This window comes from Snodgrassella sp. W8158 (assembly GCF_016100435.1).
Classification (GTDB): domain Bacteria; phylum Pseudomonadota; class Gammaproteobacteria; order Burkholderiales; family Neisseriaceae; genus Snodgrassella; species Snodgrassella alvi.
Map to the genome: position 1 here is coordinate 1 of NZ_JACFSM010000002.1, position 13,580 is coordinate 13,580.

At 40.5% G+C, this 13,580-nt stretch carries 20 protein-coding genes and 1 pseudogene; 15 read left to right on the plus strand and 6 right to left on the minus strand.

Annotated elements, in window-relative coordinates; translation table 11 throughout:
* Positions 1 to 586 precede the first annotated feature (586 nt).
* On the plus strand, positions 587 to 1,333 hold the full coding sequence (locus tag H3V11_RS04425; RefSeq protein ID WP_084551450.1) for a LexA family transcriptional regulator: 747 nt from the start codon (positions 587 to 589) through the stop codon (positions 1,331 to 1,333).
* A gap of 62 nt (positions 1,334 to 1,395) precedes the next feature.
* On the opposite strand, the gene H3V11_RS04430 is transcribed toward H3V11_RS04425, so the two are convergent.
* Positions 1,396 to 2,118, minus strand: coding sequence for a S24 family peptidase (locus H3V11_RS04430; protein WP_084585132.1), 723 nt, complete (start codon positions 2,116 to 2,118; stop codon positions 1,396 to 1,398).
* A 112-nt stretch (positions 2,119 to 2,230) separates the two neighbouring features.
* Here H3V11_RS04430 and H3V11_RS12045 point away from each other — a divergent pair, with 112 nt between their 5' ends.
* The 8 genes from H3V11_RS12045 to H3V11_RS04470 all read left to right on the plus strand — a co-directional run bounded on the left by H3V11_RS12045 (position 2,231) and on the right by H3V11_RS04470 (position 5,361).
* Positions 2,231 to 2,335: a Cro/CI family transcriptional regulator gene (locus tag H3V11_RS12045; RefSeq protein WP_110413925.1), complete on the plus strand. Its 105-nt coding sequence runs from the start codon at positions 2,231 to 2,233 to the stop codon at positions 2,333 to 2,335.
* Positions 2,336 to 2,535: 200 nt separating this feature from the next.
* Positions 2,536 to 2,658 carry a helix-turn-helix domain-containing protein gene (locus H3V11_RS11955; RefSeq protein WP_084551498.1) on the plus strand — a complete coding sequence of 41 codons (123 nt, stop codon included), beginning with the start codon at positions 2,536 to 2,538 and terminating at the stop codon, positions 2,656 to 2,658.
* 42 nt (positions 2,659 to 2,700) lie between these two features.
* The gene (locus H3V11_RS04445; RefSeq protein ID WP_100125139.1) at positions 2,701 to 3,054 is read left to right on the plus strand and encodes a hypothetical protein; all 354 of its coding nucleotides are present in this window, start codon (positions 2,701 to 2,703) and stop codon (positions 3,052 to 3,054) included.
* A 270-nt stretch (positions 3,055 to 3,324) separates the two neighbouring features.
* The gene (locus H3V11_RS04450; protein WP_084585129.1) at positions 3,325 to 3,675 is read left to right on the plus strand and encodes a hypothetical protein; all 351 of its coding nucleotides are present in this window, start codon (positions 3,325 to 3,327) and stop codon (positions 3,673 to 3,675) included.
* Positions 3,605 to 3,952: a DUF1064 domain-containing protein gene (locus tag H3V11_RS04455; protein WP_084562290.1), complete on the plus strand. Its 348-nt coding sequence runs from the start codon at positions 3,605 to 3,607 to the stop codon at positions 3,950 to 3,952. The genes H3V11_RS04450 and H3V11_RS04455 overlap by 71 nt, the downstream gene beginning before the upstream one ends.
* A 2-nt stretch (positions 3,953 to 3,954) precedes the next feature.
* A complete protein-coding gene (locus tag H3V11_RS04460) occupies positions 3,955 to 4,554 on the plus strand; it encodes a DUF1367 family protein (RefSeq protein WP_084585128.1) in 600 nt (199 codons plus the stop codon).
* A gap of 2 nt (positions 4,555 to 4,556) precedes the next feature.
* Positions 4,557 to 4,850: a DUF1364 domain-containing protein gene (locus H3V11_RS04465; protein WP_198223699.1), complete on the plus strand. Its 294-nt coding sequence runs from the start codon at positions 4,557 to 4,559 to the stop codon at positions 4,848 to 4,850.
* 10 nt (positions 4,851 to 4,860) lie between these two features.
* The gene (locus tag H3V11_RS04470; RefSeq protein ID WP_198223700.1) at positions 4,861 to 5,361 is read left to right on the plus strand and encodes a hypothetical protein; all 501 of its coding nucleotides are present in this window, start codon (positions 4,861 to 4,863) and stop codon (positions 5,359 to 5,361) included.
* A gap of 185 nt (positions 5,362 to 5,546) precedes the next feature.
* Here H3V11_RS04470 and H3V11_RS04475 read toward each other — a convergent pair whose 3' ends face one another.
* The 5 genes from H3V11_RS04475 to H3V11_RS04495 all read right to left on the minus strand — a co-directional run bounded on the left by H3V11_RS04475 (position 5,547) and on the right by H3V11_RS04495 (position 7,607).
* Entirely contained in the window at positions 5,547 to 6,011 is a 465-nt protein-coding gene (locus tag H3V11_RS04475) for a type II toxin-antitoxin system HicB family antitoxin (protein WP_232335766.1), read from the minus strand.
* 138 nt (positions 6,012 to 6,149) lie between these two features.
* On the minus strand, positions 6,150 to 6,446 hold the full coding sequence (locus H3V11_RS04480) for a hypothetical protein (RefSeq protein ID WP_198223701.1): 297 nt from the start codon (positions 6,444 to 6,446) through the stop codon (positions 6,150 to 6,152).
* Positions 6,447 to 6,722: 276 nt separating this feature from the next.
* The gene (locus tag H3V11_RS04485; protein WP_198223702.1) at positions 6,723 to 6,971 is read right to left on the minus strand and encodes a helix-turn-helix domain-containing protein; all 249 of its coding nucleotides are present in this window, start codon (positions 6,969 to 6,971) and stop codon (positions 6,723 to 6,725) included.
* Positions 6,968 to 7,393 (minus strand): type II toxin-antitoxin system HicB family antitoxin, encoded by a 426-nt coding sequence (locus tag H3V11_RS04490; RefSeq protein ID WP_174832225.1) that lies wholly within the window; start codon positions 7,391 to 7,393, stop codon positions 6,968 to 6,970. The genes H3V11_RS04485 and H3V11_RS04490 overlap by 4 nt, the downstream gene beginning before the upstream one ends.
* 31 nt (positions 7,394 to 7,424) lie before the next feature.
* Positions 7,425 to 7,607, minus strand: a complete 183-nt coding sequence (locus H3V11_RS04495; RefSeq protein WP_025330119.1) for a type II toxin-antitoxin system HicA family toxin — start codon at positions 7,605 to 7,607, stop codon at positions 7,425 to 7,427.
* Positions 7,608 to 7,789: 182 nt separating this feature from the next.
* Between H3V11_RS04495 and H3V11_RS04500 the strand changes: the two genes are divergently transcribed.
* The 6 genes and pseudogenes from H3V11_RS04500 to H3V11_RS04530 all read left to right on the plus strand — a co-directional run bounded on the left by H3V11_RS04500 (position 7,790) and on the right by H3V11_RS04530 (position 13,580).
* A complete protein-coding gene (locus H3V11_RS04500; RefSeq protein ID WP_198207565.1) occupies positions 7,790 to 8,338 on the plus strand; it encodes a terminase small subunit in 549 nt (182 codons plus the stop codon).
* Entirely contained in the window at positions 8,331 to 9,674 is a 1,344-nt protein-coding gene (locus tag H3V11_RS04505) for a PBSX family phage terminase large subunit (protein ID WP_198223703.1), read from the plus strand. Before H3V11_RS04500 ends, H3V11_RS04505 begins: the two co-directional genes overlap by 8 nt.
* Positions 9,671 to 11,224 (plus strand): anti-CBASS protein Acb1 family protein, encoded by a 1,554-nt coding sequence (locus tag H3V11_RS04510; protein WP_198223704.1) that lies wholly within the window; start codon positions 9,671 to 9,673, stop codon positions 11,222 to 11,224. The genes H3V11_RS04505 and H3V11_RS04510 overlap by 4 nt, the downstream gene beginning before the upstream one ends.
* A complete protein-coding gene (locus tag H3V11_RS04515) occupies positions 11,175 to 11,978 on the plus strand; it encodes a phage minor head protein (RefSeq protein WP_198223705.1) in 804 nt (267 codons plus the stop codon). The genes H3V11_RS04510 and H3V11_RS04515 overlap by 50 nt, the downstream gene beginning before the upstream one ends.
* A gap of 29 nt (positions 11,979 to 12,007) precedes the next feature.
* Positions 12,008 to 13,093 (plus strand): annotated as a pseudogene (locus H3V11_RS11835) (DUF2213 domain-containing protein).
* 10 nt (positions 13,094 to 13,103) lie between these two features.
* Positions 13,104 to 13,580 carry a hypothetical protein gene (locus tag H3V11_RS04530; RefSeq protein WP_198223708.1) on the plus strand — a complete coding sequence of 159 codons (477 nt, stop codon included), beginning with the start codon at positions 13,104 to 13,106 and terminating at the stop codon, positions 13,578 to 13,580.

Sequence of the window (13,580 nt, forward strand, 5' to 3'; positions counted from 1 at the left end):
TAGAAACTTGCAGCACTAGCAATCTGGTCGGGCGATGTTCCCAACAGGCATACTCACTAGCTCGCCCGTATATCAACTTAAAGTATGAAAAAGAATTTAAATTTATAATTTATAAAAATAGTAAGTTTTCATTACGTTTCCTTTCTTTGAAAATTTAATATTAATTTAACTTTTGTTGTTTCATGAATCTATCAAAAATTAATATTTAAAGTCGTTCTCCTTTCATAAAGTTCTTTGGATTTTTAGACTTTTCTGTTTGTAAGTCCTACATGAACTTACCAATTTTGTTTCGGCCGCCCGCGAAGGCTTAACGGCTTGCCAGCAAGCTCCTACTTGCCTCAGGCTTTTATATTCCGCTGCCTTGAGCCGATGCGGATAATGCTACGAATAAAAATAATCAACTGAGTTGATTAAATCGTTTTAATGGTTGGAGTATAGAAAAATAAACAAATTATCTATTATTGACGTTATATTCTGATTTTAAACAATAAAAAGTTTAGAAAACTAAATTTAAAAATAAAAATGGTAGTGATATGTAAAAAATATGTAACAATTAGATATTAAATTAATTTATTGACAGAGCTACATGAATAAGAAAATGCATGAAACAGCAGCAAGATTGTATAAAGTCGTGGCGAAAAATAACAATATACACAAGCAAAGTGAATTAGCTCATGTTCTTGGTGTCGTTCAGCAATCAATTGTAAACTGGGAAAAAAGAGGAATCTCAAAACAAGGATTGCTGCTGATTCAGAAAAAATTAAAAATCAATCCAGATTGGTTAGTATCAGGAGTTGGGAATGAATTAATTATCGATAATCCAAACGACGGAATTAATAATCAATCAAATATCGAATTATATGGTGATTTCTTTTTGTATGATGAAAATTCCCTCTTTTCTGGGCATTATGTACTGATACCTTTGTATCATGACACCTATGCACTTGACGCAAAAACAGGTATTTACCGTTATCAATTTAATCAATCTGATTTCAAATTGCCATGTTCCAAAGAATTATTAAAAAAATTTGGCGTCCAAAAAGAGAACGTAGTTTGCATAACAGTTGCCGGCAGCAGTATGGAGCCTGTTTTAAAAGATGGCTCTATTGTAGCTATAGATACATCAAGTAAAATTATTAAGGATGGAAGGATTTATGCGATTAAACAGGGCAGCCTTGTTAGAATCAGAAAATTATATAGAATCGCAAGCGATGTCTTAAAAATTAGTTGTTACAATCAAGAAGATAAAGCATATGCTGATGAGCTAGTAAAAATTGATAAAATAGAGATCATCGGTGTAGCCTTTTGGTGGTCTGTAGTTCAAAGTATTTAAAATTAAATATATAAAGCCGCTAAAAGCGGCTTTTATGCAATATTCATTATTCATTTTAAAATTTATATATCTAGAAAATCCAAGGGCAAAGCTTTCCAAAACTTACCATGGATAACTAACTGGTCTATTTCATTAGGTTTAATGTCAAAATCTGTATCTGAATATAATTTATTATCAGATATTACTTTAATTACACCTGATTTCCCTCTTGCTAATCTTTTGATGTATGTATATCCATCAAATGTAATTAAATAAACACCACTATCTTGAAATTTATCTATATCTGTTTTAATTAATGTAATAGATCGCCTTGGTATTGTTGGCTCCATTGAATCGCCATCAGGAGGCATTAGTTGTACTCCTTGTAAATTAGTTGTTCCTAGTAACTCTAAAAGAGCATCATTAGGAATTTCAATAGTTCTAAGGAGTTCTGGAAATTCAGGAATTATGATTCCTTGACCGCAAGAAGCATTCATATCATATAATTTCAGGGTTGTGGTATTACTATCGGCTGCTTCCAATGGACTATACATTTTATATGAATCAGATAAATTAATAGCATTATCTTTATATTTATTTCCTGTTCCATTTGCTAGCCATTGTGCTGAAAATCGTGTTTTCTTCTCTAATTCTAGTAACGGCTTTTTCCCAAGACCTGTATCACCATTAAACCACTGATGAACTAATCCTTTACTAACCTTAGCAAAATCTGCAAGCTGTGTTTGGGTTTTTAATCCATACTCCCGCATTAATTCATGAAGACGTTCTTTTAGCTTATTTGTCATAGTATAAATGTCCTTTTATTTGTTTAGTATTCTAAACTATAAAAAGTATAGTTTACTTTACACTATTTAGTAAACTATACTTTTTATAGTTTAAGAATAGAAAGCTAACAAAATGTATGAAAAGGATAATAGATTCATAGAGATATTAGGTAGCGATACGGCTGTAGCAAAATTATGCGGTATAACACGCGGTGCTGTTTCGCAATGGGAAAAATGAGGTATTCCAAAAGCTCAACTAAATTATTTAAAGACACTGCGAAAAGAAGAATATTTAAATACTTTTATAAGTAAAAATTAAAAGTTTTATTAATAACTTTTTAATTAATAGTGTTTATTTTTTCGGTACTAAAAGAATGTGGTTAGTTATGACTGCAATTAAAACCAAGCACGAGTTTAGGTAATTTAAGAGGGTTAGTAATAAATTCCCAATCAGAACAAATTCTGAAATACCTGCAGGCAGGTAACGCTTTAACGCCCTTAGAAGCCTTGCGCAAATTTAATTGCCTGAGACTGGGTGTGCGTATCTACGATTTACGATAGAAAGGATATGTCATTAATTCATTCCTTACAATTCACACAGCTATGCATGCAGCAGAAAGTGCATCAGCATTATTCAACGCAGGAGACAAATACCGTGCAGGGCTTGCGTTTAAAACTGCATATGAGCGCATCGTTAGCGAGAAGAAGGCAAAAGGTATACAGCCAGATTGGTACGTTAGCGCAGGGCTTGATAAAGAACAGTTAGCGCAACTAATCACAGAAGCGGCGGCAACAGGGAAAATTACAAACGATTATGCCTTAGCTTTATTGCCAGCAGGCGAAGAGCGCATGAATATTGAAGCCGGAAATCTTCTAACCGATAAACAAAAAGAAGAGGGCAAAGCCCAGTTAGGAAAACTGCTTAATTTAATAACGCAAAAATGCGCGCTGAATTAACAGGGGATCACATCGTGTCTGAAAATACCTGTATAGCATGCCGATTCTGGACGCTAAGAGAAAAAAATAATAAAGGCGAATATATCCCCCACGAAATGGCGGCACTCGGATATGGCTATTGTGCTCATGATGAAAAATGGCACTATTTCCCCGGTCACAGAGAATGTGCAAACAACAAATTTGAGCCTATAACCGAAGATCTGAGAATAAAGCGCGAAGAGTGGTGGGAAGCCCGAAATAATAAGCGGAGTAAGTATGTCAGGAGGTAGCATGGATAAGCAGCCGGATGATTATGTTGAATCCCCTTATGAACAATATCACGCATGCAGAGCCTTATGGGGAATGGTCATTATTCAGGCATTGCAGGACGCTACTGAAGCTATAGGCGATTCCAGAGATCTGGATAAGGCGGTTGAACAGGAAATGGGATATTTCAGGAGTAGAGGTTTTCAAGAAGTCTGCGCTCTAGCAGAAATCGATATAAGCCCGGATGACATTGAAGCAAAGCTGCGTGGCTTAAGAAACTGGAAAAACAAATACTGGAGAAAAGATGTCAAAAAATTTTTACGCACTGGGAAGATTAAAAACCGGACAAAAAAACAAAACAGAGCAGGCATATGAGCTTGAAGTATTAAAGCCAGCCATGCAGGACGGATCAGTAAGCTGGTACCGGTTTGAAGGCGTAAAACTCAGGCTGGCAGATAACACCTTTTACACACCGGATTATTGCGTGATGCGCAGTGACGGCACGATGGAAATGCACGAAGTAAAGGGCTTCTGGCAGGATGATGCAAGGGTAAAAATCAAAGTAGCCGCTGATATGTACCCGCTTAAATTTATTGCGGTAAAACGCCGGGCCAAGAAGAACGGCGGAGGCTGGAGCATTGAGGAATTTTAATCATGGAATTAGTAGCAGTTAAGGCAATTGATAACAGCTTGCGACCAGTTACAGCAATTGATGCCGATAGTCTCAAGCAAGTTAAGATTGGCCAACCGGTAAAGATACAAGTAACAAGACAAAAAGACCGGAGCCTGCCTCATCACCGTTTATTCTTTGGCGGCTTACTGCCTTTTGCTTTTGATTACTGGCAACCGGCAGGCGGAGTTATCAGCCCTAAAGAGCGGGATGTTGTGCTGTGGATAGCTAAGAGGCTGGATAAGTTCGCCGGTAATAAAGGCATTATTGTTACAGCCGCAGAGGAAGCACTTAACTTACTGGCTAAAAAGCGCGCCGAAAAACTACTCGTTATAGACAAAGACATTAATTCATTTCGTCGCTGGCTAACTATCGAAGCCGGATATTTTAATTATCGCTTAACACCAGCAGGCGTAGTGAAAGAACCTAAATCAATCAGTTTTGCCAGTATGGATCAGGACGAGTTTAACGCCTTTTATAAAGCCTGTTTTAACGTTTGCTGGAACATGATTTTATGCAACCGCTTCTCTAGTGAAGATGAAGCACAGCAGGCTATTGATCAGCTTTTATCTTTAGGGAATTAATCATGAGCAAAATAACCCGATCAGCACGAGGGCAGCAATGTCAGGTGCGCATGCCCGGTATTTGTAACGGTAATCCTGAAACAGTGGTTTTCGCTCATTACAGGCTGGCAGGCAGTTGCGGTATCGGAATTAAACCCAGTGATCTATTAGGCGCATACGCATGCAGTGCCTGCCATGATGAGGCGGATAGAAGAACAACGATACTAGATGCAGAAACTGCGAACCTGTACCACGCAGAAGGCGTACTAAGAACGCAACTGCTACTAAACAGCCAGCATTTAATACAAATAGCTTAGGAGCTGAATAATGTATGAATCAATAGATCACATGCTGTGTGAAGTGTTTTTCATAAAAAATACGCTAATCATGGGTAAAAGTAATTCAGCGCGCATTGAAGAATGGATTAAATCCAGAGGTGTAGTTGACAGAAGTAAATCAGGGCTAAGCCAGCATGATATGCATGCAAACAGCTCTATGCTATTAACCCGTGTAGAACGTATTTTAAATGATATTGAATGGACGCTGATTAATGCAGAATACGGCTATAACCTGTCTGGCATAATTGATTTAACAAACTATGTATTAGCCAGAGATTCATATATTCAGCCGTTAGAGTGCGATACCTTGCTGGAATACCTATTTACCAAGAATAAAACCTATATACAGCTTCAGGATAAATTCGACTGGCACAAATGCACTGTTAGACGAAAAATAAAACATGTGAAGAGAATAATTAACAAGTTGCATTATGACTGCATTGCTAAATTGGAAGTTAGCATGCAAGATATAATTGTAAATGTTTTGTAAAAATTCAATTTAGGGGTAGAAAAGCGTAGGGTGAAAATTTATAATTATGCTATATTTCGGATAAGAATTAAGAGTATTTTAAGTATTAATAATATCAAGTACTGATGAGTGGTAATATCAAGAATAAAAGACTGGCTAAAAACCAGTCTTTCTTTGTTTTTACACATGATATTACCTGATTAATATTATGTTGAATGATGAATGGGTTTTAAACTAATATGTAGTTGTTTACCTAGTTGATTTAATGCAGCGTTAATAGCATCAATTTTAGTTGCATGACGAAGATTAGTAAGCCTTTGAACATCCTGAGGACGAGTAAGTAAACGTCTGGCTAACTCTGCATTGGAAACATTTTGCTTAATCATTTCATTAAGCAAAAGCACTTTTGCAGTGACACTAGGAGGTAAAGAAATCAATTCTTCACCTTTCTGCATTTTCGAAGGCATAGGCACTGGCCGACGGTCTTCAAAATAAAATTCTAAAGCAGTAAGTAATGCATCTGCGGCCATAATACGTGCTTCTTCAAGCGTATCTCCACAGGTTAATGCTTCTGGTAAGTCGCGAAAAGTGACTACATATGAATTTGCTTCTTTTTGTATTAATGCGCTATAAGACATATCTGTTTTACAGTTTGTATTTTGAGAATACATTTTTGATATTTCAACCGTTTCTTTAGATGTAAGCTAATTTTATAATATTTATATTTTAATTAATTTAAATATATTGATAAATTTAGATTTAAGCAGCTCTCATTTAAGATGAGAGCTGCTAATGTTACAATATTAAATCTATTTAAGTGATTCTTTAACTTCTTGTCGCCCGTTAGTTTCTGGCGACTTCTCGTTTTCTTGTCGCCCGTTAGTTTCTGGCGACTTCTCGTTTTCTTGTCGCCCGTTAGTTTCTGGCGACTTCTCGATTCCTAGTTGCTTTTTGATTATATCAATAAGCCTATTTGAAATTTCTTTACCTGGATGTCGAGGTAAAGTTGCTTGCTTTCCATTATGGTAAAGCTTTAAATGTTTAGTTCCATCTTTAATGATCACCTTTAGAGAGTGTAATAATCTTACAAATTGTTGTTGCTTCATAAAACAAAAGCTCCTGTGTTAAAAAATGATATAAAAGTTTCATGTAATATTCCTTAATTAAACATGTTGCTAAACAATTGTTTGGATTTTTTCTAATTAGTTACACCTTTACATCAAGAAGTAACTAATCCGAAGTATAAACATTTTTGCTTACATTTTCAAGAGAAATGTAAGAAAAATGTTTATATTTTTAAAAGACACTTACGATAATAATTAGTAAGTTTGCGAGATTTAATCTAAATGATAAACCAGCCCGAAAGGCTGGTTTTGTTATGTTCAGCAATCAAGTTGTTCAGGATTAATCCCTAGTGCAGTAGCCAGCTTATTTCTTGTGGTTTTGCGTGGGTTATTTGATGTTTCTAGCTGGGAGTAAGCCGCCTGAGATATTCCTAACTTTCTGGCGCATTCTTCCTGAGTAAGCTGTAAGTATTCACGCCATGCACGGGCTGGTGTAAAGCCATTATCAAAAATAAGGCTTACTACCTCACTGGGAATAGCATTTTGAAGACTTCTGCCGGATATCATTTAGCTATGCCGGTATTTTGATTAGCACTATTAATTCTCTCAAGTGCGGCTTTGGCAAGAAAGTTAGAACGGGTATCGTGGGTTTGTGATACGTAGGTATCAACCTTGTTCAAAAGGTATTTAGGCCAGCTAACATTAAATCGTTCTGGTTTAAGGGTTAGGTGATCAATATTCACCTCGATACCAAACCATTGTGCTCCTGCATACTCAGGGGTATCAATGAGAGTGGCAAGGTCGGGCTGATTTGTTTCAGGTTCTATGCCATCTTCAAGTAAACCCTCGATATGAAATAAGATGGCTTGTTTAGATTCTTCAATAGCCTTTTCTAAAGTATCACCATATGAAAAGCAGCCGGGTAAAGAGGGCACTGTTACACCGTAACCGGTGTTTTCATCTTTGTGTATAGCAATGTAGAGAAACATATGCACCTTTCTGAGTTAATAGCAGTCGGTGTTATTTAAGACCGGCTTGTTTAAATATATTTTTTACTGTCCCGAGTGGTAAATCCTTTTTAGGGTGAGGGACGGTAACACGACCTGATTTTTCCGGATGTTTGAATTGATGATGGCTGCCTCTAACGGCTACCTCATACCACCCATCATCAAGCAGCCTTTTAATAACCTTTGAGCTATGCATAATCCCTTCTCTAATCAGTGTGTATTATTACACACTAAGAAGAAAAGATAAAGAAAATGTGTATTTGTGTGTATAGAGTATTAATAAGGGAATTGTTATGCTAGATTTTTATGATGATAATTAATTATGAGGATGCTATAAGCCCACGTTTTGCGCGTGGGCTTTTTTTATTGGAGATTGCCATGGTGGATACCAACAACTCCGCCATAAGCGGATTAACAGAAAAACAGCAGCGTTTTATTGAAGAGTACCTAATAGATTTTAATGCCACACAGGCTGCAATCAGGGCAGGATACAGTGCCAGAACGGCGAGTGCGGTAGGGCATGAAAACCTCAAAAAACCTGAGATTGTAAAGGCACTGAACGAAGCAAAGCAAAAACGCTGCATGCGTACACAGATTAATGCTGATTATGTTCTGCAGCGTCTGGTTGAGATTGACCAGATGGATGTTGCGGATATTCTTAATGCAGATGGCTCAGTATTACCGGTTAAGGAATGGCCGGAAGTATGGAGAAAGACATTAAGCGGCTTTGATGTACTTACCATGACGGATAAAGAAGATGGCCAGAGTATTCTCAAAAAGATTAAATGGCCGGACAAGGTGAAGAATCTTGAACTACTGGGCAAGCATGTAACTGTACAGGCGTTTAATGAAAAGACTTCTGTATCAGGTGAGTTAAAAATAGAAACACGCCCGATTAGTGCGATATTTGAGCAGGCAGATGATTAGTAAACACTTTGCCAAATTTGCCAGAGCGGCGCGTTACAAGGTTGCGTATGGTGGTCGTGGATCGGGTAAGTCGTGGATGTTTGCTGAGCTGGCAATTGAAATAGCCAGACGTACAAAGACGACTATCCCGTGTGTACGCGAATTACAGTTATCGATTGCTGATTCAGTACACAAGCTACTCTCAAATACTATTTCCCGCCTTGGCTATGATGATGAATTTGAAATACAGAAATCAACCATTATCCATAGAGGGACAGGTACAAACTTTATCTTTTTCGGGATTAAGAATGCCCCGGGAAAGATAAAGTCACTTGAGGGTGCCGGCGTATGCTGGATAGAAGAGGCAGAAAGTATCACTCAGGAGATGTGGGATACCCTGATTCCTACAATCCGGACACTGGGCAGTGAGATATGGGTTTCTTACAATCCTAAGAACATGCTGGACGATACACACCAGCGGTTTGTAATCCGTCCCCCGGATAACGCAATTGTTATTAAAGCTAACTATTACGATAACCTGAACTTCCCAGAAGTGCTGCGCGTTGAGATGGAAGCCTGCAAAGAACGGGATTATGAGCTGTACCGGCATATCTGGCTTGGTGAGCCGGTTGCAGACAGTGAGCTGGCTATTATTAAACCGGCATGGATTGAGGCGGCAACAAATGCGCATACTCGTCTGGATTTAACCGCAGCAGGCAAACGCATTTTAGGGTTTGATGTGGCAGACGAGGGTGAGGACGCTAACGCAACTGTCGGGCGGCATGGCTCGATTGTGTTCTGTATGGATGAATGGCGCGGGCAGGATGTCATCTATTCCGCTGATAAAGTCTATCAGGATGCACTCGAAGCCAATATTGATAAGGTTATATATGACAGTATTGGTGTGGGTGCCGGCGTCAAGGCTCAGTTTGCACGTAAAAAAGGCCGCATTCAGACAGTGGGATTTAATGCCGGCGGCAAGGTTTATAAGCCTGAATCGCCGTATATGCCGGCTAAAAAGAACAAAGATATGTTTGCCAATATCAAAGCGCAAGCGTGGTGGCATGTGCGTGACCGGTTTTACAAAACGTGGCGTGCAGTTGAGAAAGGCGATAACTACCCTGCGGATGAGCTGATCAGTCTGGATGGAAGTATCAGGGATATTGAATATCTTAAGGCTGAATTAAGCCGGCCGCAGGTAGCGTATGACGATAACGGGCGGGTGCGGGTAGAAAGTAAAAAGGATATGAAAAAGCGCGGCATTCCTTCACCTAACCGTGCTGATGCCTTAATCATGGCTTTTGCTCCGGTATCCGTTGGTTTAAATATCAATCCTAACAGTCTGAATAATTTATGATGAAATTCTGGAAACGCAACAAACTGAAAGAGCGTGAGCTGGCTGCGCAGGAAGAGGCTAACCGGCTTAAAAAGCTTGAGCTGGAAGCCAAGCATAGGCAAAGTATGGCCAATGAGCGGGTAATTGCCTTTATGCAAGAAATGCAATCAGCGAATACTGCGCCACAAGGCTACCAAATGCCTGATATTCCTGCCGGTGTGGTACCGAAGGGCAGAAAGCCGGCTATTGCTCAGGACAGTCTTACATCTTCATATGCTTTTGATATTAATGCGCCTCACTTTTACCCATGCTTTATCGGGTATCAGGCACTGGCCAGCATGTCACAGTCCACGGATTACCGCTGTGTTTATGAAGCCACAGCGCAGGAAATGACCCGCACATGGGGCGAAGTCAAAGTCTCCAGTGACAGCAACGATAAAGACTACCGCGATAAAATCAAAAGCATTGAAGCGCGTATGGAAGCACTGAATATTCGTGAGCTGATGCGCCGCCATATTGAAAATGAAATGATTTTCGGGCGTTCGCAAATATTCATTAATATTAAAGGGCATGAAAACCAAAAAGACATACCGCTGTTGATTGATAAGGCGGTACTGGGTAAAGGCTGTCTTAAAGGGCTTAAACTGATTGAGCCGATCTGGACTACACCAAGTTTTTACAACGCCAGTGATGCAACTGCTGCGGATTTCTTTAAGCCGACAAAATGGTTTGTTATGGGCGAAGAGGTACATGCAGACCGTTTGCTAACACTGGTTATGCGTCCGGTGACGGATATGCTTAAGCCAGCCTATAACTTCAGTGGTATATCCATGTTGCAGCTTATGCAGCCGTATGTGGAAAGGTGGCAACGTACAGTTGACAGCGTGTCTGAGCTGATTCATTCGTTTTCTCTCACCGGCATTAAAACCGATATGAGCAATATTCTGGCCGGCGGTGATGATGGGGTTACTCAGTTATTGCTGCGCTCTAAACTGTTTTCGCAATTACGCGGCAATCAGAATCTGATGCTGCTGGATAACGATAATGAAGAGTTTTTCCAATTCAACACACCGCTATCCACGCTGGATAACCTGCTGCAGAAATCACAGGAACAAATGGCCGCACCAAGCCGTACGCCACTGGTTAAATTGCTGGGGATTACACCAAGCGGATTAAACGCCAGTAGTGATGGTGAGATTCAGGTTTATCACGAGTACATCTCCGGTATGCAGGAGGCGCATTTACTGCCACAGCTTACTGCCATTATCAAACTGATTCAGCTTGACCTGTTCGGGGAAATAGACCCGCAGATTGTCTTTGTATTTAAACCGCTGGAGCAGTTAAATAAAGAACAGGAAGCCAACACCGATAAAGTTAAGGCGGAAAGAGACAATGTACTGATTAGCGCCGGTGTGCTTTCTCAGGAAGAAGTACGCGCGCGTCTGGCTAAAGATGAAAGCGGCGATTACTCAGGTATTGATGTGGAAGACGTACCGGAACAGCCGCAGTGGGATTTTAATCATGGCAATAATCAGGAAGAAGCCGACAACACTGCCGGTAATATGGCCTAATGCCGGTATAGAAAACAGCTACCGCAAAGCACTTATTAAACTGCTTAATCAGATTTCCGATGAAGTGAATCAGGTGCTGGTGACAGAATTTCGCAAACGTACTGCTCAGGAAAAAGCTCAGATGGCTATGGACGGCATAGTCGACTGGGTTGCCCACGTGGTTGATTATCTGGCGTCTAAATGGTCAGACAATCTGGACAGGCTAGCGCCGGAAATTGCTGAGGCATTTGTCAGCAAAACCGTAACCAACTACGAAAGCCTGTTAAAAACACACATGCGCAAAGCCGGTTTTACTGTCCGGTTTCAGATAACACCATATCAGCGTGAAGCATTACAAGCGACAATTGAAACTAATGTCAGTGAGATTAAATCTATTGCTTCACAGTATCTGGAGCGGGTACAGAAGCAGGTATGGCAGTGTGTTACCAGCGGTTATGACCTTTCAGGATTGGCGACAGAACTTGAAAAAAATTATGACATCAGTAAACGCCGTGCTGAACTGATTGCAAGAGATCAGGGAGCAAAGGCACATGCGGTCATCGAATGCGCCAAGCGGCAGGAGCTGGGTATTACCAAGGCAATCTGGTTACACTCACATCGCAGCAAAAAGCCACGGCAATCATATTTACAGGCAAACGGTAAAGTATTTGATGTGAGCAAAGGAATGTATCTGGACGGCGAATGGGTACAGCCGGGCATGCTGATTAATTGCCGCTGCGGCAGTAAAAGCATTATAGACGGGATAGGACAATGACCGAAAAAACTCTGGCCATGGATAAATCCATGCGTTCTTATGACGGTAACGGACATTTACTGGTTGAGCGAACAATTATCAGTAAGGCTGCCGTTAATCCGTATTTCGGGCGGGAGATACCGGATTACGAAAGGCTGCAACTGCAACCGGACAAAATCTATTACCTGCTACGCGACAAGGGAGAGCTTGAAAAAGCTCTCCTTTCTTTTAACGGGGTGCAATTGCTGCTCAGGCATACGCCAGTCAGCGCAGAAGAGCCGCATAACGATATTACGGTAGGAACAGTAATTAACCCGCAGCTAGAGGGTAACGATGTTTATGCCAGCTTGCGTATTTTTGACAAAGAAGCCATTGCACTGATTGAAAACGAAAAGCTGAACGAACTGTCTGCCGGATAAGCCTACACCGCAGATATGACTTCGGGCGAATTTGAGGGACAGAAATATGACGGAATTATGAGGAATATCCACGGCAATCATGTCGCCATGGTTGAACGCGGACGGATAGGAAGAGATGCAGTTATTGCAGATAGTTTACCAATCGGACTTATGGAGAATTCAATGAAGCTGAAACAAGGTGGAGTTAAGGCTGTAGCGGAAGTACTAAAGCCTATTATAGGCATGGATGGTGATATTACGCCGGATGTTGTCGAGGGAGTGATTAAAACGGTTGCAGACAATATGCTGGTACCTGCCGCCAGTGACACAGAAGAGCCGGCAAAAGAAGCGGAAGACGAAGAGGAAACAGAAAAAACCGCTGAAGATGAGGAATCTGATAATAAGGAAGAAAAGGCAGAAGACGAAGAGCCGGACGATACAGAAAAATCCAAGCCGGCTATGGATGCCGATTCAATCCGTGCCGCAGCAGTAAAGGATGTTACTGCACTGCTTGAAGCACGCGAACAGGTTAAGCCGCTGGTTGGTGTAGTGGCTATGGACAGTGCCGAAGCGGTTTATGAATATGCTTTACAGAAAAAGGGCGTAAATACCAAAGGCGTGCACCCTAGTGCATATAAGGCAATGGTTGAAATGCTGATAACAACAGCACCTAAACCCGCTGTGGCTATGGATAGCATGTTAGCACCTGCGGATAAGCTTACAGAACGTTTTAAATAAAGGATTAAAAATGGGATTTCAAACATATTTAAATAATGATCTGCCGGTTGGTGTTGAGGGTGATTTTGCCTCTACCAATCCCTATTACTCTGTACTTGCAGGTGAAGGGCAAATCAAAGTTGGTGAAAAAGGCGTAATTGTTGGCAGCTTTGCTTGGTTCGATCCGGAAACAGGATTGGCGACTAATACCAAAGTTACCAATGGGTTAATCGGGTTTGTGCGTCGCGATAATACCGCACTCCTTAATGAATATCTGGCTGAATCCAGTCTAATTATTCCAAAAGGTTTTATCGTAACGCTTTATGATGGCGGCGATTTTTGGGCACGTTTCGCTGGTGGCGCAAATATCGGACAGAAAGTTTTTGCCAATACAGCTAATGGCAGTGTTGTTGCTGCCGATACAGCACCTGCCGATTACGAAGAAACAGGCTTTATTGTAGCCAGCAAAGCAGAAGCTGGTGCATTAGCCAAGATTTCAAAACATTAA